We start from the raw sequence: 23,696 nt of genomic DNA, 5'->3' as shown, positions 1-23,696 counted from the left end.
AGTTTTCCGATACCGGGCGGCATGAGCCGCCACCTGGCAAGGCTTGTCGCGACGTTAGGGGCCCGGAGTTGCCCCGGCGTATCCCTATTGTTTCTGTCGTGTTACGCAACCGGATGATCAGGCACGTCACGGCGCGCGGCCGACCTCCGGACCCTATCGCGTAGGCTCGGCCGTCGTGGCAGCTTCCGCGAACGACCCCCCGCACGCCCCGGCCCGCCCGGAACCGGCCGGTGGCGGGCAACGGCTGATCGCGCTGCTCATCGACTGGGTCCTCTGCCTGCTGGTGGCCAGTCTCTACGCCAGCCCGTACCGGGCATCGTGGCCGCCGGTCGTGCTCCTGGTACTGGTCAACACGATCTTCATCGGATTGTTCGCGCAGACCCCGGGCATGCGACTGACCCGGCTGCGCTGCGTCTCCTACACCGACGGCGGTGCGATCGGGCTGCTGCGCGGCCTCTACCGCGCGGTGCTGCTGGCGCTGCTGATCCCGGCGCTGATCGCCGACGGTGAGGGCCGCGGCCTGCACGACCGGGCCGCCGGGTCGATGGTCATCCGCGCGCCGTCAGCTCGCTGACCGGCCCAGACCAGCCGCGTCCTCGAGTCGGAACCGGTCAGAGGCCAGAATGTGCTCCTCGACGAACTGGAAAACCCGCTTATCCAGTACGTCGTTCCGGCGCACCCGCGGATTCGAGCCCGAGGCGATCTCGGCCAACTCCCACAGCTCGCTGGTGAACGTGGCGAACTGTTCCCCGGTCACGTAGAAGACGGTGGCCGGCTCGCCGGGCACACCGACCTCACGGATCGTCCCGGCGCGGGCGTCGTCGGGCGTGACCGAGTAGGGCGAGTGCAGCAGCTCGCACCAGCGGACCTCGGCGACAGTGGTGAACTTGTCCTCCCGGGGCGGCCGCTCAGCGGCCAGGGGCGGCGGCTGGGCCGGCGCCGCGGGCACGAACGTGACGAGGCCATGCAGGTTGAGCGCCAGCGAGAAGATGTTCTCACGCAGCGTCCGGTCCGCGGGCGAGTCGTACTCCCACTCCTCCGGATACACCTGGACGGTGTAGTCGGACGGACTGCCGATCTTCACCACGACGGAGTGTCCTTCCGGGATGCGGTGCGTCCGGCGCTCTGCAGGTCGCTGGGGTCCAGCCACGGCGAGGCCAGTATCCGCTCCTCGATGAAACCGATGACCGGGTGGTCCAGTACCTCGTCGCGTCGCACCGTGGAGTGGACGCGGGCGGCGTCGGTGTCGGCGAGCGCCGCCAGGTCGTCGAGCAGCATCGCGAACTCCGGCGGGCTGGTGTAGAACACCACACCCTGCTGCTGATCCTCCCATCCCCAAGGCCTGAGGAAACTTTCGGTTCGGCCGGCCAGCGCCACGTTCGGGGTCACGGTGTACCGCGAGTGCAGCAACAACGCCAGGCGGACCATGTCCGGGTCGGTGAGGTCACCGTCCTCTTCGGGCGGAAGCGACGACTCCAGCCACGGGGGCCCGATCCAGGTGAGGTCGTCGACGAAGAGAAACTCCGGGAGCATGTTGAGGGTGACGGCGTAGACCCCGCGGTACAGGGCCGACCGCTCCGGCTCGTCCTCCCAGCCGGCGAACCGTACGCGGACGTAGTAGTTCGCCGGCGTGCCGAACTTCACCATCTCACTGGCCGCCACCGAGCACGCGGCGGATCTCCGGCTCGTAGACCGGCTCGTCGCGCTTGCTGGTCACCACGCCGCCACCCGGGGTCTGCACCTCGAACGCCTGCTCGTCGGTGACGATGGTGGACTCGTCGTCCACCAGCTGCTGGGCGGGAGCTGGGTTGCTGATGGTCCGCCGCTTGGCGAGCTCGGGCGCTTCGGCGTCCCGCGGGCCGCGCTGGGCCGCCTCGTGGGCCCGGTTCGCGGCGTGGCTGCGCAGCCCTCGGGGGATCTCCTCGAGCCCGGAAACCCGCGAGCCGGTGGGCGGGACGCCGGGCGCCGACAGCATGCCGGTGCCGGACTCGGACCGAGCCGCCTCGGTGCCGAAGTAGTCGGCCCACGCGGTCGTACGCCGCTCCCGGTCGGTTTCGTCGCGGCGCCGGGCCGGCGGCGGGGTGGCCGGCGTGCTCGGCCGGTTCAGCACCGGCGGGGCGGCACCGTCCGGGCGGAACGCGTCGCCGCTTCCCGCCGTGGTGTCCGGGCGCAGCTCCTCGGTGCTGCCGGGCCGCCGCCGATCGCGGTTCCCGGCTGGATTCTTGAGCACCGGCGGCATCGTGCTGCCGGGCGGGCGGCCGAACGTCTCCTCGCCGTCGCCGGGCAGGTGGGGCCGGCGGCTTGACTCCCCGTCCCGCCGCCGGTCGCCGCGACCGGGCAGGCCAGGCGTACGGCCCGGGCTGCCGCCTCCGCGGCGCAGGGTGCGGCCCGGTGGCTGGCCGAGGCCGGGCGGCTGCCCGGGGGTCCGGTTGAACGCGCCACGCCCGAGCTGGCCGGGATTCGGCGACGTCGCCCCGGGCGGCAGCGAAGGTGCCTTCGGGCCGGCGCCGGGCAGGGCCGGCGGCTGAGCTCCGGGCTTGAGGGCGCCCGGCGCCAGCGGCAGCTGACCCGGCACGACCGGAAGCCCGGGCGGAAGCCCCGGTAGCAGGCCGGGCGTGCCGGGCGGCAGGCCCGGCTGGTTCCCGGCGACAGGCACCGGCGCGGGCGTGCCACCCGGCGGCTCGATCAGCCCGGGCGGTGGGTTGTTGAACGTCGGCTGGGTCGGGGCCGGCGGGTTCGCCGGAGGGGCGGCCGGTGGCGCCGTGGGCGGGATCGCCGGGGGCGCCGCGGGCGGCGGGGGCGCTCCACCCAGGCTGGGCGGAGCCACCATCGGCGGCATGCCGGGGTTGTTCATCACCGCGTTCATCGGCTTGATCGGCGGGCCGACGCCCTGGGAGAAATAGCTCAGCGTGTCGTAGTACTGAGTGCCGTACTTGTGGGCGAGTTCCTGAGCGAAGGTCCGGTAGTCGTTCTTGACCACCTCGATGTCCTCGTGGGCTTCCTCCTTGACGGCCTGACCGGGGGTCGGGGGAAGCCAGTTGCCGTGCGTGAAGAAGGCGCCGAGACCCTCCAGGAAGCCGACCTGGCTGGCCTCGTGGAGCTTGCTGCGGTACTCCTCGGTCAGCTTGTCCATCTCGTCGCGCGCGCTCTGCGAGATGTGCGCCGCGTGCCGGAGGGTGTTCCGGTTGATCTGGGCGGCCTCGATCCAGAGATCGAGATAGGCGAGCGTCTCACCCGGCCCGCGCTTGAGGAACTCCGCGGCGGCCTTCGGCGACTTCCATTGTTCCTGCAGTTCGGTGCTGCGGGCCAGAACGAAGTACTTGATGTTCTCCAGAAAGGTCACCGCGTTGTCCCACTGGTCGGCCAGCGCGTCCATGTCCTCCGGATGCATGTTGTAGATCTTGCGCTGGACATCCTCGAAGGTCAGCGAGTTGCTCTGGCCGGCCGGGTCGGTGAACTGCGTGGAGGGCAGGTCCGGGTTCGTGTACGACGGGTACTGCTCGTACGGACTCCAGCCGTAGTTCGGGTTGGCCGTGGCGTCGAAGTAACCGGCCATGATCAGCCCGTCATCTCTCTGGTGTACGGGTCGTACTCCGACGAGATGTCGGTGGTGACGCCGAGCTGGCCCTGTGTCTGCTTGCCGACCACGACCTTGTCGGTCTCGGTGGTGGTGGTGTGCGTCTCGCCCGACTTGTCCTTCTCGGTGGTGACCTTCTCGGCCTTTTCCGTGGTGATCCCGTCCTGGTCCACGCTGGTGGTGCGGGTGTTGGTCAGATTGCCCTTGGCGTCCCGGGTCTCCACCAGCTGGTGACTCACGTCCCTGTTCACGGTGCCGCCCTCCGGCGAGGTGACCGCCTGGTAAGTCGTGGTCTCCTTGGTGCTGCCGGTCGACTTGCCCTTGGCGTCGTACGACTGGGTGGTCGTCACCTGCGTATGGGTCCGGTCGTCGAAGGTGACCGTGGTGTGCACCGAGGACTGCGACGTGATCTTGTTGTTCTTGTCGTAGACGACGGTGGTGACGGTCTTGCCGCCGCCGTTGACCGTGGTGGTGATCACCTCGCGGCGCTCGCCGTGCGGCCCCTTCGACGTCTGCACCGTCTGGTACGGCCCGACCTGCTTCGTCTCGCCGTCCTCCCACAGCGCGCTGCCCGGGTCCTGCAGCGGCTTCTCCTTGTCCTTGGCCAGCCGCTCGAAGTACGTCTCGCCGATGCCCCTGGGCAGCCCGGCCGGCCGGGCGACGTCCTCGCCGAAGGCGAAGAGCACGCTGTTCAGCGAAGCCGCGGACATGGCGTCGTTCGACTCGTACGAGTCGGCGACGGTCTGGGCCGCCATGCCCACGTTGTGCAGGGTCTGACGGAGCGTGCCGAGATAGGCGAAGAACTCAGCGGCGTTGGCCGCGACCCGCGCCCTCGCGGCGGCGGCCTCGCCCAGCACGTCCCCGCTCCACGCGTTGCCCGGCATGGACTGCAGGTGGGACAGGTGCATGGAGCGCGTGGAGATGTCGTTCTCCTGGTCGACCATGTGCTTCGCGTACGCCCGCAGGCCCTGGAGGTCGACCTTCAGCGGTGGCCCGCCGTCGAGCCACTTGATGTCGGCCGTGTTCGCCGCGGTCGCCTCCGGGTGGAGGTTCGTCTCGCCGGAATATGGGTTTACATACGGGTCGTTGCCGACCATCGCGCCTCCCCCGGTTCGGCCGTGCAGCTCGCCCCCGGACGGTATCGCGCCCGAGCGCTGAGCGGGTGACGGTATAGAGTACGCCGCCGTCTCGGCCCGGGTTCGAACCGTTCTCGACCGGCCGGTGTACGTGATGGCATAGAACCGAACGGCGTACCGAGCGGGGTGGCCGGGGGAGCCGATCCTGGTTACCTTCGGGACATCATGGGTCTTTCGGGGTCGCTCCCAGCGTGCGCCGACTAGCAGAATCGGGGTGAACCACCTTGTCAGGAACTCCGGGTATGGGTCAGGTCCATGCCACTCAGGAGCAGTTGAACGCGATGGCGCAGCGGTGCGAGGACACCGGGCAGAGCATCGCGCGGGGCATGGCCCAGCTGCTCGACCGGGTTCAGTCTCTCGGCGGCGCGGGCTTCCAGGGCACCGCGAACAACGCGCTGCAGGACGTCTCCGTGCAGCTCAACGACGGACTGACCAAGATCATCAACGCGCTCGACGAGCTGGCCGGCAAGATGAGCAACGCGTCGAAGCAGTACGGCCAGCACGACGAGGACGCCGCTCAGGAGATCCGTTCCGCGGCCGCCTCGACCGGCGACAGTTCTGTCATCAGCATCCTGCGCGGCTGAGCGCGTAGCGGAGATCGGAGGACCGGATCATGAGCATCACCTACAACTTCGGGCAGATCAACGACGTCGCGCAGGCCATCGGCACCTACGAGGGGCAGATGGACCAGCAGCTGAATGACCTCTACGGGGAGTTCACGCGGCTGTTCGCGCAGGACTGGACCGGTTCCGCAGGCGAGGCCTGCGACCAGGCCCGGCAGAAGTGGAACCAGGGCGCCATGGAGATCAAGGCCGCTCTGCAGTCGGTCGGCGTCAAGCTCGGCGCCTCGGCCGAGCGGATGCAGCAGATCGACCAGCAGATCGCGTCCGGGATGTGATTCGCACCGGCCGCCGGTGACCACCGGCGGCCGATACGCGATCATGTCAGGCTGGATCTGTCACGAGGAAGAGGTGAGCGCCGATGGCGGATGTACCGGGACGTCCCGACTGGAGCGCTCTGCGCGGCATGATCGCCGACCTCAACAAGGCGACCGCCCAGCTGCCCGACATCCAGAGACGCATGCTCGCCGTGACCGGCACGGCCTGGTCGCCGGATCGCATGATCAAGGCCGTGGTCGGGCCACGTGGCCACCTCCTGGAGCTGGAGATCGATCCGCGCGTGCTGCGTCAGCCGAACTCGAAGGCGCTGTCGTCGAGCATCGTGCAGACCGTGCGCGCCGCGATCGAGGACGCCGGCCGGCAGAGCACCGAGGTGATGGACGAGGCCCTTCCCAGCGACCTACGGGCGCTGGGATCATCGGCCGCCCGGGATTTCGTCGGCAGCCACGACGCCGACGTGCGTAAACGGCTGGAGGACGACCGTGGGTGAGTTCGTCGAGATCCGGACCTCGCCGGCCGAGATCATCAACATCGCCCGGTCCCTGCGGGACAAGGGCGAGGCACTCGAGCAGGCGGCCAAGCGGCACAGCATCGACATCGAGGCCCGGGAGAAGCGCGAGGACGTCTTCCCCGCCGGCGACGAGTTCAGTAATCAGTTCGAGCCGCAATACCACGGCGCCACCACCGACGTCACCGGCGCCGGTTCCACCGCGAACCTGGCGTTGCGCGCGGCCGCCGAGTTCTGCGGCGCGCAGTTGAAGACCATCGGCGACTATGTAGCCAGCGCGATGGCGTCCTACGACGTCACCGACCAACAGAGCGGCACGGACATCGCCAAAGCGGGTCAAGCCGGGTAGATGCCGTGACGACGAGTGGCGGGCCGGCCAGCTCGGGAGTGTGCCGTGTCCGACGGTGACGACCACGAGGTCATGACCATGATCCTCGACTGGTTCTCATCCATCGAGGAGCACATTCCGGGCGCCCGGAGCAAGGTCGGCGAGATCATTCTCGGACCGGTCCCCAAAGGGAGCGCCAACCACATCTACGACCTCGCCGACCAGTGGGGCGAGCTGGCCCAGACGCTGAACGACGCGTACGAGGACATCGCCAGGTCGGCGAACGGCATCCTGGAGAACTGGTCCGGTGACGAGGCCGCGACCCAGTTCTCCCAGCAGTGGTTCGAGTACGTGTCCGGTCTGCGCCAGGTCACCGAGGGCGCCGGCCAGATGCAGAACGGCGTGCAGAAGTACGGCCTCGAAGTCGAACTGATGAAGTTCATCGCCGCGGTCAACCTGATCATGCTGGCGGTCGGGATCGTCCAGCTGATCATCGCGGCGTTCGGGACGTTCGGTGGCGCGCTCGCCGGCGTGCCTCCCCTCTACGCGGCCTGCCGCACGGCCCTGGTCAAAGCCGCGTCGACAGCCTTCTCGAAGATTGCCGCGATCTCGCTCAAGATCCTGCTCAAGTCGATGGGGCAGCTGTTCAAACGGCTGCCCGGTGCGCTGGCCCGCGGCCTGCCGAAAGCCCTCCCCAAAGCCGTCGGGCTCGGCCGCAAGGCCTTCCCCAAACTGCTCACCCCGGCGGCCAAGAAGCTCAGCCCCAAAGTGCTGGGCAAAGCGGCCTGGAACGGGCTGCGGAACCTGTCGCCACGTCAGCTGATCGCCCGGGGCATCTCCAAGGGCGTCGCCGAGAAGCTGGCCGCCAAGGAGCTGCGTGGTCTCGCCCGAAAAGAGATCAACAAGACTCTGACCAGGCGGACCCGGCGGCTGTTGCAGAAAGAGTTGTCCAAGGAGATCCGTGGGCAGCTCGCCAAGAACTGGGGCCGGAAAGGCGCGGCCGAGGCACTCAAGAAGAGCGCGCTCAAGAGCGTCGGGAACCTCTCGGCGAACGAGATCCAGCAGATGGCCATCCGGGCCGCGGCCGCGAAGGGCCTCAGCGCCGAGTTCGGCAAGTACGTCGGCACCCGCGTCGTCTTCGGCGGCATGTTCATGGGCGGCACCGACATGCTCGGGCAGACCCTGCAGGCCATGTCCGGCAACCGCGGCGACTTCGACCTGGCCCATATCGGCAACAGCGCCCTGCAAGGCGCGGTCTTCGGCGCCGGCATGTTCGGCGGCCCCGTCGGCCACGCGGTCGGCGGCGCGCTGGCCGGCGGCAGCATGGCCCTCGGCACCGAGATGTACCAGGTCGCCCACGGCCAGGACGGCATCAACTGGCACAACGTCGAACACGGCGCGGCCGAAGGCGCCAAGGCCGGCGTCATCTTCAGCGGGCAGACCCACCTCGAGGGCGCGCGCGGCCACATGAACCTCGGCGGCCTGAAGATCGGCGAGACCGTGCACGTCCTGCCGGGCGCCAAGGAAGGCACGTTCACCGTCGAGTCGGCGCGCTCGCGGCACAACGAGAGCCTGACGCTCACCAGCGATGGCCAGTTCTCCTTCAGCAGCGACCGCAAGAGCGGCACCATCCTCCGCGAGAGCGCGGGCTTCAACGACTCGGCGGCGTTCGGTGGGCGGCCCGAGCAGCTGACCCCGGCCGCCGCGACGCCGTCGGGGTCGGCCGCGACGGCCAGCCCGAGAACCGACGCGCCGACCCCTCGCTCCGACACCCCGGCCCGCTCCGACACCCCCGCCCGTTCCGACACCGCCGCCCGTTCCGACTCTCCGGCTCGTTCGGACAGTCCGGCCCGCTCCGACGGCGGTGGCCAGCAGAGCGACACACCGGCCCACACGGACAGCGGCGGCCGGCAACCGGAGACGGGCGGAAACCGGTCCGGCACGCCGGCCCAGCATCGGGTCCTGGCCGACGGCGGTGACGGGCGGCCTCCCGGCGATCACACACCGGCTGCGCCGGATCACGCGAGCAGCGACCGGCATGCGGCCGACGGCGCGAGCGACAGGTCCGCTCGTGGAGACGATTCCCTTTCCCGTACGGGCGAAGCCCCGTCCCGTGGGACCGGGGACACGCCCGTGACCCGCGACGACGGCCCGGACACTGTGGATCGTTCCGGAACCGGTGACCACCTCTCCACGGGCGACCACGCGACGGCCGGGGATCGGCCGGGTGCGGCGGCGCAGGACCGGGGAGCGCCCGGCGGCGTGCGGGACGACGTCACCGGCGATCACGGTCGGGCCGGGGATCGGATCACGGCCGGGCGTGACGGCGTACGGGAAAATGGTCTTGATCGTCATCTCGCGGATCGCGGCGCGTCCGGTGACCAAGCGCTGACCGGCGGTTCGGCGCACCGCGCCGGCGGGGACCGGATCGCCACCGAGCGGCCCGGATCCGACCGTCTGACCTCTGATCGGCCGGTGTCCGACCGGCCGGCGATCGACCGGCCCGCATCCGAGCATCCGGCGTCGGATCGGCAGCCGCCGGACCGGGCCGGGTCGGAGCGGCGTGAGGTGGACGCGGCGCCGTTCGGTCGGTTCGGCGAGACGGCAGCCCGGCACGGGGTGGATGGGGCACGGCAGCGCGAGGAGGCGCCCGCGGCCCGGCACGAGCGAGCCGGAGGTGACCAGTCGGCGCGTTCCGAGGACGGGGCGCGTCCCCCGAGGGATGCCGAAAGCGCCGGTCGGGCGCACGACGACCGCCCGCCGCCGGACGGGCCGCCGCACGATCCGACCCCGGAACACCCCAGTGCCGACCGGATGGCCTCGAACGGACACGAGACCGGCGTCGACCCGACCCCGGACTCGATCCGCCAAGGCACCGTGCGGTTCCGCGAGCACCCCGAGTTCCCGGCGTTGATGCGCGAACTGGAGGACGCCGGCTTCGAGGTCTACGAGACCAACGGCCCGTTCCCGGAGACCGAGTACCGGCACGTCTACGCGGTCAAAGGCGAGGAGTTCCTCCGGGTCGACAAGCGCATGCGAGTCATCAAGGACATGCGCTTCCTCGACTTCGAGCATGAGGTCGGCCACGTCCGGCAGATGGAGGACCGCGGCCGCTTCCCGGACGGCCCCACGTGGGGCACGAACGCGGCGAAGGAGATCTCGCCGGGCCGGTTCGTGGAGATCAATGACACGCCGAAGATCATTCGCTCGCGGATGTTCATCGTCGAGTACCACGTGCGCCTGCAGGAGGTCATCCGGCTGGCCGACAACGGCGTGGACCGGCCGATCCTCGAAGAGCACATCAAGGGCCTGAGCGATTACGCGGCGGACTATCAGCGCAAGGTTGACGGCAGGCGGTGGGGCGAGAAGGCAGAGTTCGCCAACGCGCACTTCCCGGATATTCCGGAGCTACGTGACCAAGTTGCCGGGATTGCGGCCGGCCTCCGTGGGGAGACGCCCGCGGAGCCGGTCCGGGATGTGCCGGGGCGGGGGAGCGGCCACGACGGAACCGCGGCCGACGGGTCGATGGCCAAGAGCGGGGAGAGCGGCGGCGAGCGGGGCGGGACGGATCGGGGAGATCCTTCTGAGGCCGCCCACAGCTCCGGCCTGTCCCGGGACTCCGGTGCGCCCCACGACTCGGGTCTGCAGCACGACTCGGATCTGCAGCACGACTCAGCTCTGCACCGTGACTCGGGTCTGGCGCGGCACGATGAGCCGGCGGCGCCGGAAGTGTTGCGGGTTCAGGAGATTCTGCGGGGCGAGGACGCTCCGGAGCACCCCGCCGACGTCGTCGACCGGCATCCGTCCATGCGGACCGGGCATCCGCCGACCGAAGGACTGAACCAGGATCGGGTCGCCTCGCATCTGCGGGCCAGGACCGGGCCTGAGCAGTACGGCGACTGGGCCGCCCACCACCTGGCCGAGCACACCGAATCCGGCGGGCTGCGGCCGAAGTCGCCGGCGGAGATCGCGCGGACCGTGGACCACCTCGCCGATCAGGCGCTGGAGCACGTCCGACAGCCGGCCGGCGAGCCGCGCGGGCCGCGAGGCGGTGGCCACGAGGCGGGCCGCCCGGAGCGTGGCGGACGTGAGGACGCCGCGCGGGACGAGGCGCGGCGTGAACACGAGACTCGTGAGCAGGAGGCGCGCGAACGGCAGGAAGCCCAGGAACGGGAGGCTCGGGAGCGGGCCGAGGCGGAGGGACGGGCTCGGGCTGAGGTAGCCGCGGCTCGGGATCACGACTCCGCCGGGCATGACGAACCCGGCGCCTCGCACGACCGCGCCCCGCACGACGGCGCCTCGCACGACGGCGCCTCGCACGACGGCGCCTCGCACGACGGTGGGCCGCACGACGGTGGGCCGCATGACGGTGGGCCGCCGCATGATCCGGATGGGCCGCGGCGGCCGGGGGAGCCTCGGACGCCGTTGCGGGAGTTCTTCTCCCGGGAGCCCGAGGCGAGCCCGGAGTTCAACGAGGCCGTGAAGCGGGAGTTTGTCCGGGAGCTCGCCGGCCGCGACTTCGCCGGGCTGGATCTGCGCGTCGACAAGGTCAGCGCGGGAAGCCGCGGACTCGAGGTCGACCTGTCCGTCATCGACCCGGCCAGTGGTGACAAGGTCGGTGACGTCACTCGCCGGTTCAGCATCGACGCGGAGACCGGAAGGCTCGAAGTTCAGCACCTGAACTTCGACCTGAAGGCCGGCTTCCAGAACCGAGGGTTCAGCCAGGCGTTCAACGGTCACATGGAAGGCTGGTACGTCGAGTCCGGTGTGGACCGCATCCTCATCCAGGCCGGCAAGTCGGTCGGTGGTTACGCCTGGGCGCGGGCCGGTTACGACTGGCACCTCACGTCCGACTACCAGGCCCGGGACGTGATCGGCCGGCTCGGCAAAGAGGTGCAGCTGCTCGATCGGGACCTCAGCTCGCTGATCAACGCGACGGTGCACGATCAGCCGGAGACCGTCGACTACCTCGTCGCGAGGCACGGGTACCCGGATGCGGCCTCGGCGATCGAGGGCATGCGGCATCAGCTGGACGAGGCGAACTCGCTGATCGACCGGGCGCGGACCAGGCCGTACCGGGGAGAAGGCTTTCCGACGCCTCAGGAGATCAGTCAGGTCGGGCGCACCGATCAGACCGGGCGAGGGGCGACCTGGGTCGGCAAGCGGGCGATGCTGGGCGCGGGCTGGCACGGGTCGAAGGCGCCGGAGTTCCACCCGGAGGCCCCGCTGCGCGGGGAGTCGGGCCCGCGGGTCCACGTCGAGCCGGAGCCGCGTCCGGCCGAGCCGGTCCGCGGCCGGCACGAGTCCGACGGGCCACCACCGCCCGACGTTCCTCAGCGTCCGGAGGAGCCTCAGCGCCCCGAGGAGCCCCAGCGTCCCGAGGAGCCGATCCGGCACGACGAGTCCCCGCGTCGCGAGGAGCCGGCGCGGTCGGACGAGCCGTTCACCGACGAACAGCGGCGCGCGATGGAAGAGCGGTTCCGGGACGCTTTCGGTCCACCGCCCGAGCGCCCGGAGGTGGAGCCGCCGCGTCCGGACGTACCGAATGATCGGTTTGATGACGCGGCGATGCCGCGGGATGATGCGCCGCGCGGCCCGCTCGACGACGCGTCGAATCGGCGTGACGAGGCTGGACACGATCAGCTCGCTTCGCCGCGGAGCGAGACGGAGCCGGGCCGCCAGGCGGACGAGAGCTACCGCGAGGACGAACGGCGTGCGTTGGACGATCGTCTCGAGGACGCGTTCCACCTGCCGCACACCGACGATCAAACGGACGCTTGGGTGCGCGACGCCCAGGCTGCCGGCAACGACCTGCTGAGTGTGCTGAGCCCGGAGAGCCACGGACCGGCCAGGCCACCGCACGAGCCGACCATGCACGAGCCGGCGGTGCACGAGCCGGCGGTGCACGAGCCGGCCCGGCATGAGCCGACCGCGCACGATTTCGAGCGGCGGCTCCGGGAGGAACAGGCTCGCGAATGGGAGTGGCAAGAGCAGCGCGATCGGGAGCAGGAACACCGGGAACGGGAGCGGGAACTCCGGGAACGTGCCGAGCAGGAACTGCGCGACGCCCACGAGGAGTGGCGCGCGGCGCAGGAACCGGTGCTGCCCGGGCCGGGCGAGCACACCGCGCCCTGGCGGCCCGGCGAGACGCCGGACATCACCGAGATGATTCCGCACACCGTCGAGGACGCGGTGGGATGGACTGCGGCGATCGGTGACGCGTTCGCCGCGAAGTTCGACGGTGAGCGTTTCGGTGGCATGCGCATCGAGCTGATGGATGCGAATCACCGCAACTTCGACCATCAGCACGGCGCCGTGCGGGCCGAGCCGGGGCGGCTGCACGTCAGTTTCACCGTCAAGTCGGCCGACGGGACTGAGACGGTCGGCAACGGGCGCTGGCAGTTCGACCGCGACCCGGACGGCGGCCTGACCGTCGTCAACCGGGCCATCTACCTGGACGAGGGCGTGCACGGCCACGGCGTGGCCGGCCAGCTCAACCGTTTCATGGAGGACTGGTACCGGCAGTCCGACGCGCCCCGTATCCGGGTCGAGCTGCACGCCGTGAAGATCGGCGCGTACGCCTGGGCCAGGGACGGCTTCACCTGGTCTCCGAGCGGTGGCGGCCGGGTGATGAAGGCGCTCGAGGACCAGGTCACCATGATCGAGGGCAACCTCTCGCGGCTGGACCGGCTCAGTGACGCCGCGCTGGACCGGCTCTACGAGAAGTTCGGCGCGAGCGACCGGGAGCAACTCGCCGATCAGATGCGCGTGCAGCGCCGGGAAGCTCTGAAGTTGATCGATCGTGCCGAACAGGTGCGGCTGGGGACCGGGCCGGCCCGGGACTACCCGAGCGCGGAAGAGGTACGCCGCGTCGGCTTCCGCGACCAGAAGGGCGCCGACGCGCACTGGGTGGGCAAGGATGCCTTGCTCAACGGCGGTGACTGGTACGGCCACAAGGATCTTCGCGGCCCGATCACTGCGTCCAAGGTGGACAGCGACTTCCACGGCCACGCCCGTGACACCGCCGACCCCGAGGCCGTCCGCGCCCTGGCCGAGCCCGCCCTGCGGAACCGCATGCCGATCGACGCCCGCTACACGGTCGACGTGGTGCCGGCCGACAGCCTGCCGGACGGCGCGGTCGCCCGTTCGGTGCCGGTCGACGCCGCCGGTCGGGATCTGCCGGACGGGCACCTGCCACCGTCCGACGGCGGCTACCGGATCGAGGTGTCGGACCGGGCCGGCGACCTCGCCGTGCCCCGCGCGATCTCACACGAGGTGGCCGAGCTCGGCGCGATCGAGCAGCGCGCCCACGACGGTCTCGACCTGACCGGCCCGGACGTGTTGCGGCCCGGCGAGGCCGCTCCCGGGCGTGAGCTCAGCCCGCACGACATGGGCCGGCTCGCCGAACGCGACTACTTGTCGGAGCTCGCGCGGGATCCGGAGCACGCGGCGTACGCGCGAAGTGAGCTCGACGCCCTCGACCGGCACCTCGGGCTGGCCGGGGACGATCCGGGCGCGGCGGCGAGACGGGAGTTGATCGGCGACGCCGGCCCGGGGACGGCACGGCCGCGGAGCACCGAGCCGCTGCACCTGCTGGCCTTCGACGACACCGCCGACGGCCCGATGCAGCATGGCACGCTGCGGCAGCTGGCGGCCGCACTCGGCGCCTCCGGCGACCACGTCGGGCTGCGGATCCCCGGCATCGAGGGCGGCGAGCTGAGCCCGGGTGTGCGGGGCATCCCGGCCGACCCGATCCCCGGCATCACCGGCCGGATCAGCCCCTTGCTGCGCCCCGACCACCTGCCCGCGGACACCGACGCGCTGATCGGTTACGGACAGACAGCCGGTGTCGCCGAGGCCCGGCGGGACGCCTTCCCGGACGCCCGGGTGGTGCAGATCCTCGACGCGATGCCGATCGACCAGGCGCATCTGGACGTGATCGCCAAGGCCGACGTGGTGATCGCGGTGGGCCCGGAGGTCGCGCAGGGCCTGCGGACCGCGCTGGACGCGCACGGCCGGCAGCCGGTCCCGCCGGTGCACGAGGTGATCCCGCCGATCGACGGTGGCCCGCCCCCGCCGGTCCGCGACCCGGGCTCGGGCGGCTACCGGGTACTGGTCGCCAACGACGACTTCGGTGCGCATGCCGAGGCCGCCGAGACCATCCGTGAGCTGCGGAACCAGGGTGTCGACGCCCGTCTGCGGATCGCCATGCGCGACGCCGACGACACCGCTGTCAGCTGGCACCGGCTGGCGCTGTCCGACATCGCCGGGGCCGAGGTGGACATCGTGCGCCTGCCGGACGATCCGGCCGGGCGACGTGAGTTGTGGCACGGCGCCGACGTGCTCTTCGACCCGCGCGGCACCGACGCGCTCGACCCTGCGGTGACGTCGGCGGCCGGGCACGGCGTGCCGGTGGTGGCGCACGCGGAGAGCGGCGCCGGGCGTCTGCTGTCCGATCCGCTGCGGGCGACCGACGGATCAGGATCGGTCGCCGATCGTGCCGGCTTCGCCGACCATCTGCGCCGTACGATCGATGATCTGCCCGCCGCCCGCGACCGCGCCGCAAGCCTGCGCCTCGACCTGATCGGGCGGTACAACGCGGACACCGCGGCCCACGCGGTGCACGACGCGATCAGCGGGCTGGGTGACCGGGTGGCCCGGGTCGACGACGCCACCTGGAACCGCACCCTGGATCCGCGCGAGGTGGTGCTGCGCAACGACGACGGCGCGCGGCCGGCCGAGGACGTCACCACGGTGATGACGGTCTGCACCGAGTACAACTCGACGGCCGGTGGCGTGATCACCGCGAACCGGGAGCTGAGCGAGAGCTTCGCCGCGGCCGGCGCCGACGTGTACGGCCGGGTCACCCGGGTCGACGAGGGTGACTTCGCGCTGACCCGGGCCGAGACGGCCGAGGGCATCCACGTCCGGGGCGTGACCGAGGTCTGGGGTGTCACCGACCACAAGGGTGGCCCGGACACCCGCGCCATGTCGATGCTGCTGGAGAACCTGCCGCCGCACGTCGACGTGCTGGTCGGCAACTCGCGGTTCGGCGGCGGCGCGGCCCGGATCCTGCAGCAGCACATCTATCCCGACGCCAAGTACGTCCACGTGCTGCACACCTCGCCCGAGGTGCTGGACGCGGTCCGCGGCAACCCGGCCGAGGGTCGCGCTCACGCCGACACCGAGCGTGCCCTGATGGACGGCGCCGACCTGGTCACCGGGATCGGCCCGCTGCTCGGCGCGGAGGCGGCGCGGCTGGCCGGCTCCGGGCAGCCCGGCCACCCGCCGGCGCACACCATCATCTCCGACATGCCGCGCATGCCGGGCGATCCACCGGTGCGCGGCCCCCGGGACGGGTACACCGTCTACGTGCAGGGCCGGGCCGGCGACCCGATCAAGGGTGTCGAGTTCGCCGCCGGGGTGGTCAAGGAGCTACGGGCGGAAGGCCACGACGTACGCCTCGTGGTGCGCGGCGCCAAGGAAGCCGAGCTGGCGGGCATGACGGACCGGCTGTCCAAGATCGCCGGCCACCCGGTCGAGGTACGGCCGTTCGTCAAGTCCGGCACCCCCGAGGGCAAGGCCGAACTGCTCAACGACCTGCACCAGGCAGACCTGGTGATGATGCCGTCCGTCCAGGACGGGTTCGGCCTTGTCGCCAGCGAGGCGGCCCGGGCCGGGATCCCGGTCGTCGCGGGCGAGGGCACCGGCGCCGGCATGTTCTTCGGCGATCCCCACTACGTGCCGGCCGAGTTGGGCGGTCTCGCCACGGTCCGCGACCACAACACCGTCCAGGCGCTGCTCGACGCGGTGCACGCCAAGGTCGGTGACGCCGACACGATCACCCACAAGCAGGTCAAGGAGATTGTGGCCGGGGTCAACGGGGCGCGCCGGGACGCCTGGCTGGGCCACCTGCGCACGGTCCTCGACGGCCTCGACCAGCAGCACGACCGGGCCGCGGCGCTCCGCGACCACCTGCACCGGCGCTTCGAGGTCGGCAGCGCGGCGCGCGGCGTCCTGCAGATCCTGCGGGGCGAGCCCGTGCCGGAGGCCCCGATCGGCCTGACGCTGCACGGTCCGGAGGTCGCCAGGTCCGCTGTGGACGAGGCCGCCGCGCCGGCCCGGGTGGCCGCCGCGGCCCAGAATCCGATTACGGTACGGCCGGAGGACCCGCACGCCCTGGGACCTGAACCTCCGCGCCCGCCCGCGGACGAGCCGCCGTCTGCCCCGGCCGGCTCCGGCGAGGCGCCGTCCTCTGACGGCGCGCACCAGAATCCGGCGCCAGACGTCCCCCCGGCAGACAGGGGCCATGACTCGGCCTCGGGGTCGGACGTGCCTCCGGTGGACGGTGGCCATGACTCCGGGGTCGCGCCGGAGCCCGGCGATCCGGGCCGGGACGCGCACTGGACCGAACGCCGCTGGGAGCAGGAGGGCCGCCGCCCGTCGTTCGACGAGCTCATCCCCGAGACCGACACCGAAGCCGGCCGCTGGTCGGGCGCCATCCACGACGAGTTCGCCCGCACCCTGGAGGGACGCGACTTCGGCGGCCTGCGGATCCGGCTGGACGAGTCGGGCACCGCGATCAGCGCGCACCGCGGTGAGGTGGTCGTCCGGCTGCGGATCCACGACGCTGAGGGCAACCCGGCCGGCAGCGTGGAACGTCAGTTCATCCGCGAGGAGGACGGCTGCCTGATCGTCCGCCACACAGGCCTGGACCTGCACACCGAGGCGCCCGGCTTCGCGCCCGAGTTCAACCGGCACATGGAGGACTGGTACCACGAGTCCGGAGTCAGCCAGATCGAGGTGCATGCGGTCGGCCGGGACGCGTACGTCCAGGCTCGCGCCGGTTACGACTGGCACCCGGACAGCGGCCCCGACCACGTCGAGCCGATCCTCGGTGAGCTGCGCGTCCGGGTCGAAGGCATCGACCAGGCGCTCGACCGGCTCCACGACGGCACAGCCGATCTCGGCGAGCTCGCGGCCCGGTTCGGCGGCGAGACCCCCCAGGAGATCGCCGCCAACATGCGCCACGAGCGCGACGCCGGCCAGAACATCCTGAACCGGGCCGAGGCCGGCTTCGGCACCGCCGACTATCCGACGCCGGACGACATCGCGACGGCCGGCGCCCGCGATGGACACGAGACCTGGCTGGGCAAGGAGACCCTGCACGGCCAGGAGTGGACCGGCGTCAAGCCGATCACCGACACCGGCGTCCAGCATCCGCGCGGTGACGCCCCGGCCCCGCTCGCCGGCCCTGAGATCGCCGATCTTCTGCGGTCCCACCTCGGCGACGACTTGGCCGACCGCATCAGCCGACTCGTCGACGATCCCGCGACCGGCCACGACCTGGCCCGCACCTTGAACAGCCCCGAGGCGATCGACCGGGCCGGCCGGGTGCTGGCCGAGCTCGCGTCCGGCGACGCCCTTCACCTCAGTAACGGCTGGCTGGAGAAGTTCAACCAGCTCAACCCGGGCGAGGGCGAGCTGTTCCGGCCGACGGATCCCGAGGTCAATCACACCAGCGGCGGCCGACCCCGCACGCATGAGTTCGCCGACGCGGTACGAGGCGAGGACCCGGCCCGCGACGTCGGCGTCCGTCCCGAGGGTGCCGGGCGTGCGCTGGTGGACGGCTATGCCGCCCGGATGCGGAGCGACGTTCTGCCCGTCGCCCGGGCCGAGGCGCGGGAGATCGCCGGTGACGTCGCCCGGCGGACCGGCGAGCGTGTGCGGCTGTCCTACGAGACCCGGGACGCGGCCGCTATTCATGCTGAGGTGAAGCGGATCGCCGAGGGCAGTTGGACGGAACCCGGCCGTCCCGGCACACGTGTCGGTGACGTCCACGACGTGGTCCGGATCCGTGTCACTGCGCCGGACATGGCCACCCTGCACAGCACCTACGACCACATTCGGGAACATTTCGGTACCGGCGACAACGGCCGCATCCTGAACGTCGACAACACGTACGCGCATCCGCGGCCTGGCCTCCGCGCGCCGGCCGAGCGGGCTATCTCGCTGATCGTCAAGGGTGAAGCCGACGGGCTGTCGCACACGTACGAGATCCGGCTGATGACTGAGCGGGCGGCAGTCGCCGCCGACCTCAGGTCCGCCTTCGGTGATGCGGCACCGCAGGAGCAGATCCGCCTGGCCGACCAGATGGCCCGGGAGGCCGCCGCCCTCGACCAGATGGAGTCCCGCGCCGAGACTCTCACGGATGTGGAATCCCGCGCCGACGCCGACGCCGCCAAGCGACAGGAGGAGCGTGACGCCCGGGAGCTTGGGGGAGAGAAGGCATTCGAGGGCGCCGTTGCGAAGGATGCTCTGCAGGCCAATTCGATGTTCTCCGGCCTCGATGGTGCGACCAAGGGGAAAGTCGTCACCGCGTTGGGCAACTGGCCGGGCGGTGTGGCTGCGGAGCAGCGGAAGCAGATCCTCGATTGGGCCATCGACGCCGCCGACGGCAATGCTCGTCGTTTCGCGAACGATGTCGAGTTCGCCGTTCAGAAGCTGAAGGACCTGGCCAAGGCCTATCAAAAGCCGGCCGCGAGTGAGCATCCTCAGGAAGGAGGTGGGGCCCCGGCGACCGGGATGTCCAAGAAGTCCTCGCAGAAGCTGGCCGCTGAGACGTTGTCCTCCACGGAGGGTCTTTCCCGGCTGAGCGCCGATCTGGACGCCGATATCCGATACGCCAGGAGCCTTTTGCACATGTCCGAGCTTCCGGGAGCCGTCCACCCGGATCTGGTCGAGGCGCGGATCTCCGAGATCGGCTATCCGCCATGGGAGATGCCCGAGGCAGAGGCCTACCACGCGCACAAGCATCTGGACGACATTCCACTCGAGGACCAATTCGACGGCCACCCGATCGATGTCTACAGCCGTAGCCTCGTGAAGACGATGCTCATCGGGGACGTCGCCGTCGAGCCACTTCCGAGGGGCCGGGCAGCGATCATCTACACCAGGCCGATTCCGGACAGTGCCTACGTGGCGGTGGTCCGGGCATATCGTGGCGCCGATGGCTCATTCGTCGTAGCCACCTACGGGAAGGTAAAAGCCTGAGATGGCGAGCCGTCTTTTCAGCGTGGAGGAACTGACCAGGTTCGCGGTGCGGGCTCTTCAGAGTGCTGAGCCGGGCACGCCGAGGGTGGACTCGCATCTTTCGGAATTCTTCGACTACCTGGTCGACCTGCATGCCTTGACCCCTGGCGGTGGTCTTCCCGCCGGTGACTTCGTCCCCAGCGTTGTCACTGAGTTGAACCGGTTGCGGCGTGACGCGGGCATCGCCGCCGAGTATCTGGTGGACGCGATCGAACAGGCCGGGTGGGATCGGCACGAGGACGCGCTGCGAGCCCGTTCGGCCCTTCAGTACGTGAATGATGATTTCGCTGGCACGGCGGTGGCGGGGATGGTGGAAGCGGAGACCTTCGCCGACGCCGACGAGGCGGTCAGGGCGAAGCTCGAGCAGTATGGTCCGGCCGACGCGGAGGATGTGCCGGCGTTCGTGCCGGTGTCGCACTGGTGGTGGGACAGTTCGTTCCGGGCGGCGATGCCGGACTGGGTGACGCTGTACCGCATCGGTGAGGCCCCGGATGCCGTGCGACCGGTGTTCCGCATCGCTGACCGGGCGTATTCGCGGCCGTGGCTGGCTGAGGCGGCGCACTCGGAGGCGTCGGCGGCTCTCGCCGAGCGCGGGTTCATCTCGTCGATTGCCGGGTTCGAGGGTTCGGCCGACCGCTCCGTTGCCGGGTTGCCCACGTGGGAGGAGTTCCGGCAGCGGCATTTCGTCGAGGGGGCTCCGCTGCCGGTGCGGCCCGTGCCGCCGGGGCAGCAGGACCCGCCGGGCTGGGACGAGATGAGAGCGGAGATCCTGCGGGTGGGCCGGGCGATGCTGGCCGAGCTGGAAGACACCTTCGAGGAGGCTTTCCCGGGCGCTCCGACGCAGGTGAACTCGCTCGACGGGCCGATGCGGTTCTCGCCCGCCTCGGTGTACAAGCACGAGGAGCTGTGGGGCTTCCGCTTCAACGTCATGGTTTTTCCCGGGGCGGGGGACGACGTGCCGCCGCCCGACGAGGTGAGGGCCGTCGTGCCGGTTCTGCAACGCCGGGGCTGGACGGCCGGAGCCGCCGAGGGGAGCCCGGACAAGCTGCGGGTCGAAGCGGCCCGTGACGAGTTCCGGATGAGTGTGTTCGCCGAGTCGGGAGCGGTTACCTTCATCGTGGACTCGCCGCGGTACCGGGCACCGGACGAGCCGGGTGCGACCTGGGTCATCGAGCCCCGGTCATGAGGCTGGCGCGGACCGGGCGGGAGGCTCAGCTCTACCTCGACCTGGTGTCGTGTGAGTGTGGGGGACTGGGACTGACGGCGCGGAGTGAGGCGGTCCGGTTCGAGGACGGGACGGCCGGGCGGCGGTATGCCGCGCGGTGCGAGGCCTGCGGGCGGGAACGAGAGCTCGTCTTCCGGGTGCCGGCGATCGCGCAGGACGGGCCCGGCCGGGACCGGGTGGTCTACGGGCTGGGCGAGCGGGCCTCGGAGCTGCTCGACCCGGCGCAGTGGTTGTGGGTGGCGGAGAGGTACGCTGCGGCCGTACCGCCGGAAATTGATCTTTTGTCCGATAAGGACCGGATCACGGCGCGGGGGTGGCTGATGGCGGCCGTGGCGGCGATCGGCGAGGTCGAGAAGTTCCAGGGGCGGGACGGGATCCCGCCGGAGGCGTTCTGGACCGGGCCCGGGCGGGCGTGGTACGAGCGGGAGCCGTACGCCTTTCAGACCGGCCGGCTGACTGACCTGCGCCGAGGCTACGAGCGGCGGCTGCGGGCGTTGCGGGACGAGAAGCCGGCGCGGATGAGCAGGGCGCGGATCGCTCGGGTGGCGGGGGAGAACCGGATTCGGCGGGCGTGGGCGGAGCGGTACAACATCGACGACGAGGAGTGGGTCGAGGGTGGCGCGACCGGCGTGAACCGGCGCTCGCCGACCGGGGAGCAGAAGGCCGAGCTGACCCGGGCGTTGCGCGAGGCCGCCGGGCAGGATGTGGTGACCGGGCTGTCGCTGGCCGATCCGCTGGCCGGGCTGGCCGCGTTCCGGCAGCTGATCGGCGAGGTGGAGAGTCGCTGGGCGCATGACATCGCGGGGCGTGACCTGCGGATCGCGCTGGCGCGGGCGGCCTGTCACGGGTGGCTGGTCGCAGCTGGGATGTCCGATGACGGCTGGCGTGACCAGCTTTGGAACGACCAGGTGTGGCAGGCGCCGCGGGCCGCGGTGCCCGAGGCGGCCACGGTCTGGGAGATGGTTCGGACGGCTAGGGCCGCGGTGGCCGGCGTCGACAGTGGGAGAGGGTTCCGGGAATGACTGTTCCGCTCGCGCGTACCAGCCTGGAGGCGCATCTCTTCATCGACCTCACGCCATGTGTGTGTGGTGAGTCGAAGCTGCCCCGGTCCGGTGTCACGATCACGCTGCCGGACGGATCGCTCGGGGTTCGGTACAGCGGTGTGTGCCCGTCCTGCGGCCGGAGCCGGGTGTTCGAGTTCCGTCTGCCGGAGCAGGAGGTGCGCCAGCCGCCGGACCAGGTCTACTTCGGGATGCTGGATCGGTCCGAGCTGCTCGACGCGGGCCAGTGGGTCGCGGCGGCGGCGCGCTACGCGGCGATGGTGCCGGATCCGGCCACCGGGCTGACCGGGGACGCGCGTCGGATTGCTCGTACCAGGTTGAACGCGGCGGTCTCGGCGGTGTATGAAGCGGAGCGGTTCCTGACCGACGATTCGGACGAGATGCCCGAGTCGGCGTTCTGGTCGGCGCTGGGGCGGGAGATGTCCGCGGCCGGCCAGGACCGCTTCCACCGTTACACGCTGGCCGACCTGCGCAGCCATTACGAGTCCCGGCTCGAGCAGACCGGCTCGCGGTACGACGAGGCGCGGAGCCGGGAAACGCCGGAGGACGCGGAGTACCGGCGGCGTCTGGCACAGCTGCGACAGGAGTGGGCCGAGCGGCACGGGATCACCGACGTCTACGACGACCGGCAGTCGACCGAGGCCCAGCGTCTGGAGCTACGACGCGCCGAGCGGGCGCTGCTCGGGCTGGACGTGGCGACGGGGGCGAGCATGCACGGCGCCCAGAGCGCGCTCAGCGCCTTCGACTCGATCCTTCTGGCGATCCGTCTCGCATTCCCGACGGGGTCGGCCGAGCGGGACCGCCGGACGGCGGCGGCCGAGAGCGTCCGGGCCCGGTGGTGCGCCGAGACCGGTTGCGCCGTCTGGGACATCGACGACGACGTGTTCAAGATCCCGGACGATCGGCTGCCCCGGGCGGAGTCGGCGTGGGCGATGGTCCGCGCGGCCCGGGCGGCGGCCGGGCAGGACTCGGTGACCGGAGACTTCGTGGAGGCGGTATGAGCGCATCGGCAGATGACGGCGCGGTCTACTTCGGACGTCTGCGGGCGGGGGATGCGATCTCCGACCCGTCCTGGGTGTTGCGCCGGGCGAGCACCGGCGACGAGATCCTCGGCCGGGACGGGCGGTGGCGCCGCTCGGACATGCTGGCCCGGGCCGAGCGTGGTGAGCTGCCCGGAACACTGGAGCCGCTGGGCCCGGTGCTGCCGGGTGTCCTGGTGAAGCTCGTGCAGCGGCGGTTCCGGGCGGTTTGGCGGGCGATCGAGCGCCAGCAGGCGGGCGAGTTCACCCTGCGGCTGGCGGTGCCGGGCACCGGCTCGGCGTATGGGCGGCTCGACGACGAGGCGCGGGCCGAGACGGCGCGGTTCCTGCGGAGGGCGCCACTGGTTGCTTTCGGCGAACGGGGCAATGTCCGTACGGACGGAATGTGGGTCTGGCCGGAGACGATCGCCCAACAGGTACTGGAGACCGGCGACCCGCCCGAGGACGAGTTCTTCTACCACATGCGGGCGCGCGCCTTCCTGTTCCCGGGGGAGGTCGCGCCCAGCGTGATCGAGCGGGCGCGGGCGCTGCTGGAGGCCGTCGCGGGGCCGGACGGGCGGGTGCGGGAGGCGAACGTGCCTGGCCAGGAGCCCCCGCCGACGCGGGAGGAGCGGCAGCGGGCGTTGAGCGCCTGGCATGCCGAGTGGACCGCGAAGCATGCGCCGAGCACGCCGTTCCGGCCGGAGAACCATCCCGGTGACCCGGATTACGCCGCGAACTACGTCGACGTCGAGGCGTCGCCGGACGCCGAGCGGGAGTACACCGCCCGGGCCCGCGAGATCATGGGACTGGACCCGGAGACCGGCGAGCGCACCGACCTCTGACGGCGT

General features: G+C 71.1%; 14 protein-coding genes. 10 read left to right on the top strand and 4 right to left on the bottom strand.

Going from position 1 to position 23,696, the window contains the following annotated elements; translation table 11 throughout:
* Positions 1-175: 175 nt before the first annotated feature.
* On the top strand, positions 176-574 hold the full coding sequence (locus ACH442_RS02580) for an RDD family protein (RefSeq protein WP_396120780.1): 399 nt from the start codon (positions 176-178) through the stop codon (positions 572-574).
* Here ACH442_RS02580 and ACH442_RS02575 read toward each other — a convergent pair.
* Genes ACH442_RS02575 through ACH442_RS02560 form a run of 4 tightly spaced genes read right to left on the bottom strand, consistent with a single transcriptional unit; the run spans position 563 to position 4,674 of the window.
* The gene (locus tag ACH442_RS02575) at positions 563-1,087 is read right to left on the bottom strand and encodes a hypothetical protein (protein ID WP_396120779.1); all 525 of its coding nucleotides are present in this window, start codon (positions 1,085-1,087) and stop codon (positions 563-565) included. The two genes, ACH442_RS02580 and ACH442_RS02575, sit on opposite strands and share 12 nt — an antisense overlap.
* Positions 1,081-1,662, bottom strand: a complete 582-nt coding sequence (locus tag ACH442_RS02570; RefSeq protein WP_396120778.1) for a hypothetical protein — start codon at positions 1,660-1,662, stop codon at positions 1,081-1,083. Before ACH442_RS02570 ends, ACH442_RS02575 begins: the two co-directional genes overlap by 7 nt.
* Positions 1,649-3,556, bottom strand: coding sequence for a hypothetical protein (locus tag ACH442_RS02565; RefSeq protein ID WP_396120777.1), 1,908 nt, complete (start codon positions 3,554-3,556; stop codon positions 1,649-1,651). The genes ACH442_RS02570 and ACH442_RS02565 overlap by 14 nt, the downstream gene beginning before the upstream one ends.
* Positions 3,557-3,558: 2 nt before the next feature.
* A complete protein-coding gene (locus ACH442_RS02560; protein WP_396120776.1) occupies positions 3,559-4,674 on the bottom strand; it encodes a hypothetical protein in 1,116 nt (371 codons plus the stop codon).
* A 281-nt stretch (positions 4,675-4,955) separates the two neighbouring features.
* On the opposite strand from ACH442_RS02560, the gene ACH442_RS02555 reads away from it, so the two are divergent.
* The 9 genes from ACH442_RS02555 (at position 4,956) to ACH442_RS02515 (ending at position 23,690) form a co-directional block, all read left to right on the top strand.
* Entirely contained in the window at positions 4,956-5,297 is a 342-nt protein-coding gene (locus ACH442_RS02555) for a WXG100 family type VII secretion target (protein ID WP_396120775.1), read from the top strand.
* Positions 5,298-5,326: 29 nt separating this feature from the next.
* Positions 5,327-5,611 carry a WXG100 family type VII secretion target gene (locus ACH442_RS02550; protein ID WP_396120774.1) on the top strand — a complete coding sequence of 95 codons (285 nt, stop codon included), beginning with the start codon at positions 5,327-5,329 and terminating at the stop codon, positions 5,609-5,611.
* 83 nt (positions 5,612-5,694) lie between these two features.
* Entirely contained in the window at positions 5,695-6,102 is a 408-nt protein-coding gene (locus ACH442_RS02545; RefSeq protein ID WP_396120773.1) for a YbaB/EbfC family nucleoid-associated protein, read from the top strand.
* Positions 6,095-6,469: a hypothetical protein gene (locus ACH442_RS02540; protein ID WP_396120772.1), complete on the top strand. Its 375-nt coding sequence runs from the start codon at positions 6,095-6,097 to the stop codon at positions 6,467-6,469. The genes ACH442_RS02545 and ACH442_RS02540 overlap by 8 nt, the downstream gene beginning before the upstream one ends.
* A gap of 45 nt (positions 6,470-6,514) precedes the next feature.
* The gene (locus ACH442_RS02535) at positions 6,515-19,501 is read left to right on the top strand and encodes a glycosyltransferase (protein WP_396120771.1); all 12,987 of its coding nucleotides are present in this window, start codon (positions 6,515-6,517) and stop codon (positions 19,499-19,501) included.
* Between the two features lies 1 nt (position 19,502).
* Complete coding sequence (locus ACH442_RS02530) at positions 19,503-20,726, top strand: hypothetical protein (RefSeq protein WP_396120770.1); 1,224 nt, start codon at positions 19,503-19,505, stop codon at positions 20,724-20,726.
* The gene (locus ACH442_RS02525; RefSeq protein WP_396120769.1) at positions 20,723-21,787 is read left to right on the top strand and encodes a hypothetical protein; all 1,065 of its coding nucleotides are present in this window, start codon (positions 20,723-20,725) and stop codon (positions 21,785-21,787) included. The genes ACH442_RS02530 and ACH442_RS02525 overlap by 4 nt, the downstream gene beginning before the upstream one ends.
* Positions 21,784-22,827, top strand: a complete 1,044-nt coding sequence (locus ACH442_RS02520) for a hypothetical protein (protein WP_396120768.1) — start codon at positions 21,784-21,786, stop codon at positions 22,825-22,827. Before ACH442_RS02525 ends, ACH442_RS02520 begins: the two co-directional genes overlap by 4 nt.
* Positions 22,824-23,690 carry a hypothetical protein gene (locus ACH442_RS02515; protein WP_396120767.1) on the top strand — a complete coding sequence of 289 codons (867 nt, stop codon included), beginning with the start codon at positions 22,824-22,826 and terminating at the stop codon, positions 23,688-23,690. Before ACH442_RS02520 ends, ACH442_RS02515 begins: the two co-directional genes overlap by 4 nt.
* The last annotated feature ends 6 nt before the right edge of the window (positions 23,691-23,696 follow it).

Origin of the sequence: Actinoplanes sp. NPDC020271, assembly GCF_044388125.1 — a bacterium.
Lineage (GTDB): Bacteria > Actinomycetota > Actinomycetes > Mycobacteriales > Micromonosporaceae > Actinoplanes.
The sequence above is the reverse complement of the archived record's forward strand: the minus strand, read 5'-3'. Positions and strand labels throughout refer to the sequence as shown.

Excerpts from the sequence above, each read along its gene's own strand:
- ACH442_RS02565 (WP_396120777.1), bottom strand. The coding sequence starts at position 3,556 with ATGGCCGGTTACTTCGACGCCACGGCCAACCCGAACTACGGCTGGAGT.
- ACH442_RS02560 (WP_396120776.1), bottom strand. The coding sequence starts at position 4,674 with ATGGTCGGCAACGACCCGTATGTAAACCCATATTCCGGCGAGACGAAC.
- ACH442_RS02555 (WP_396120775.1), top strand. The coding sequence starts at position 4,956 with ATGGGTCAGGTCCATGCCACTCAGGAGCAGTTGAACGCGATGGCGCAG.
- ACH442_RS02550 (WP_396120774.1), top strand. The coding sequence starts at position 5,327 with ATGAGCATCACCTACAACTTCGGGCAGATCAACGACGTCGCGCAGGCC.
- ACH442_RS02545 (WP_396120773.1), top strand. The coding sequence starts at position 5,695 with ATGGCGGATGTACCGGGACGTCCCGACTGGAGCGCTCTGCGCGGCATG.
- ACH442_RS02530 (WP_396120770.1), top strand. The coding sequence starts at position 19,503 with ATGGCGAGCCGTCTTTTCAGCGTGGAGGAACTGACCAGGTTCGCGGTG.
- ACH442_RS02525 (WP_396120769.1), top strand. The coding sequence starts at position 20,723 with ATGAGGCTGGCGCGGACCGGGCGGGAGGCTCAGCTCTACCTCGACCTG.
- ACH442_RS02520 (WP_396120768.1), top strand. The coding sequence starts at position 21,784 with ATGACTGTTCCGCTCGCGCGTACCAGCCTGGAGGCGCATCTCTTCATC.
- ACH442_RS02515 (WP_396120767.1), top strand. The coding sequence starts at position 22,824 with ATGAGCGCATCGGCAGATGACGGCGCGGTCTACTTCGGACGTCTGCGG.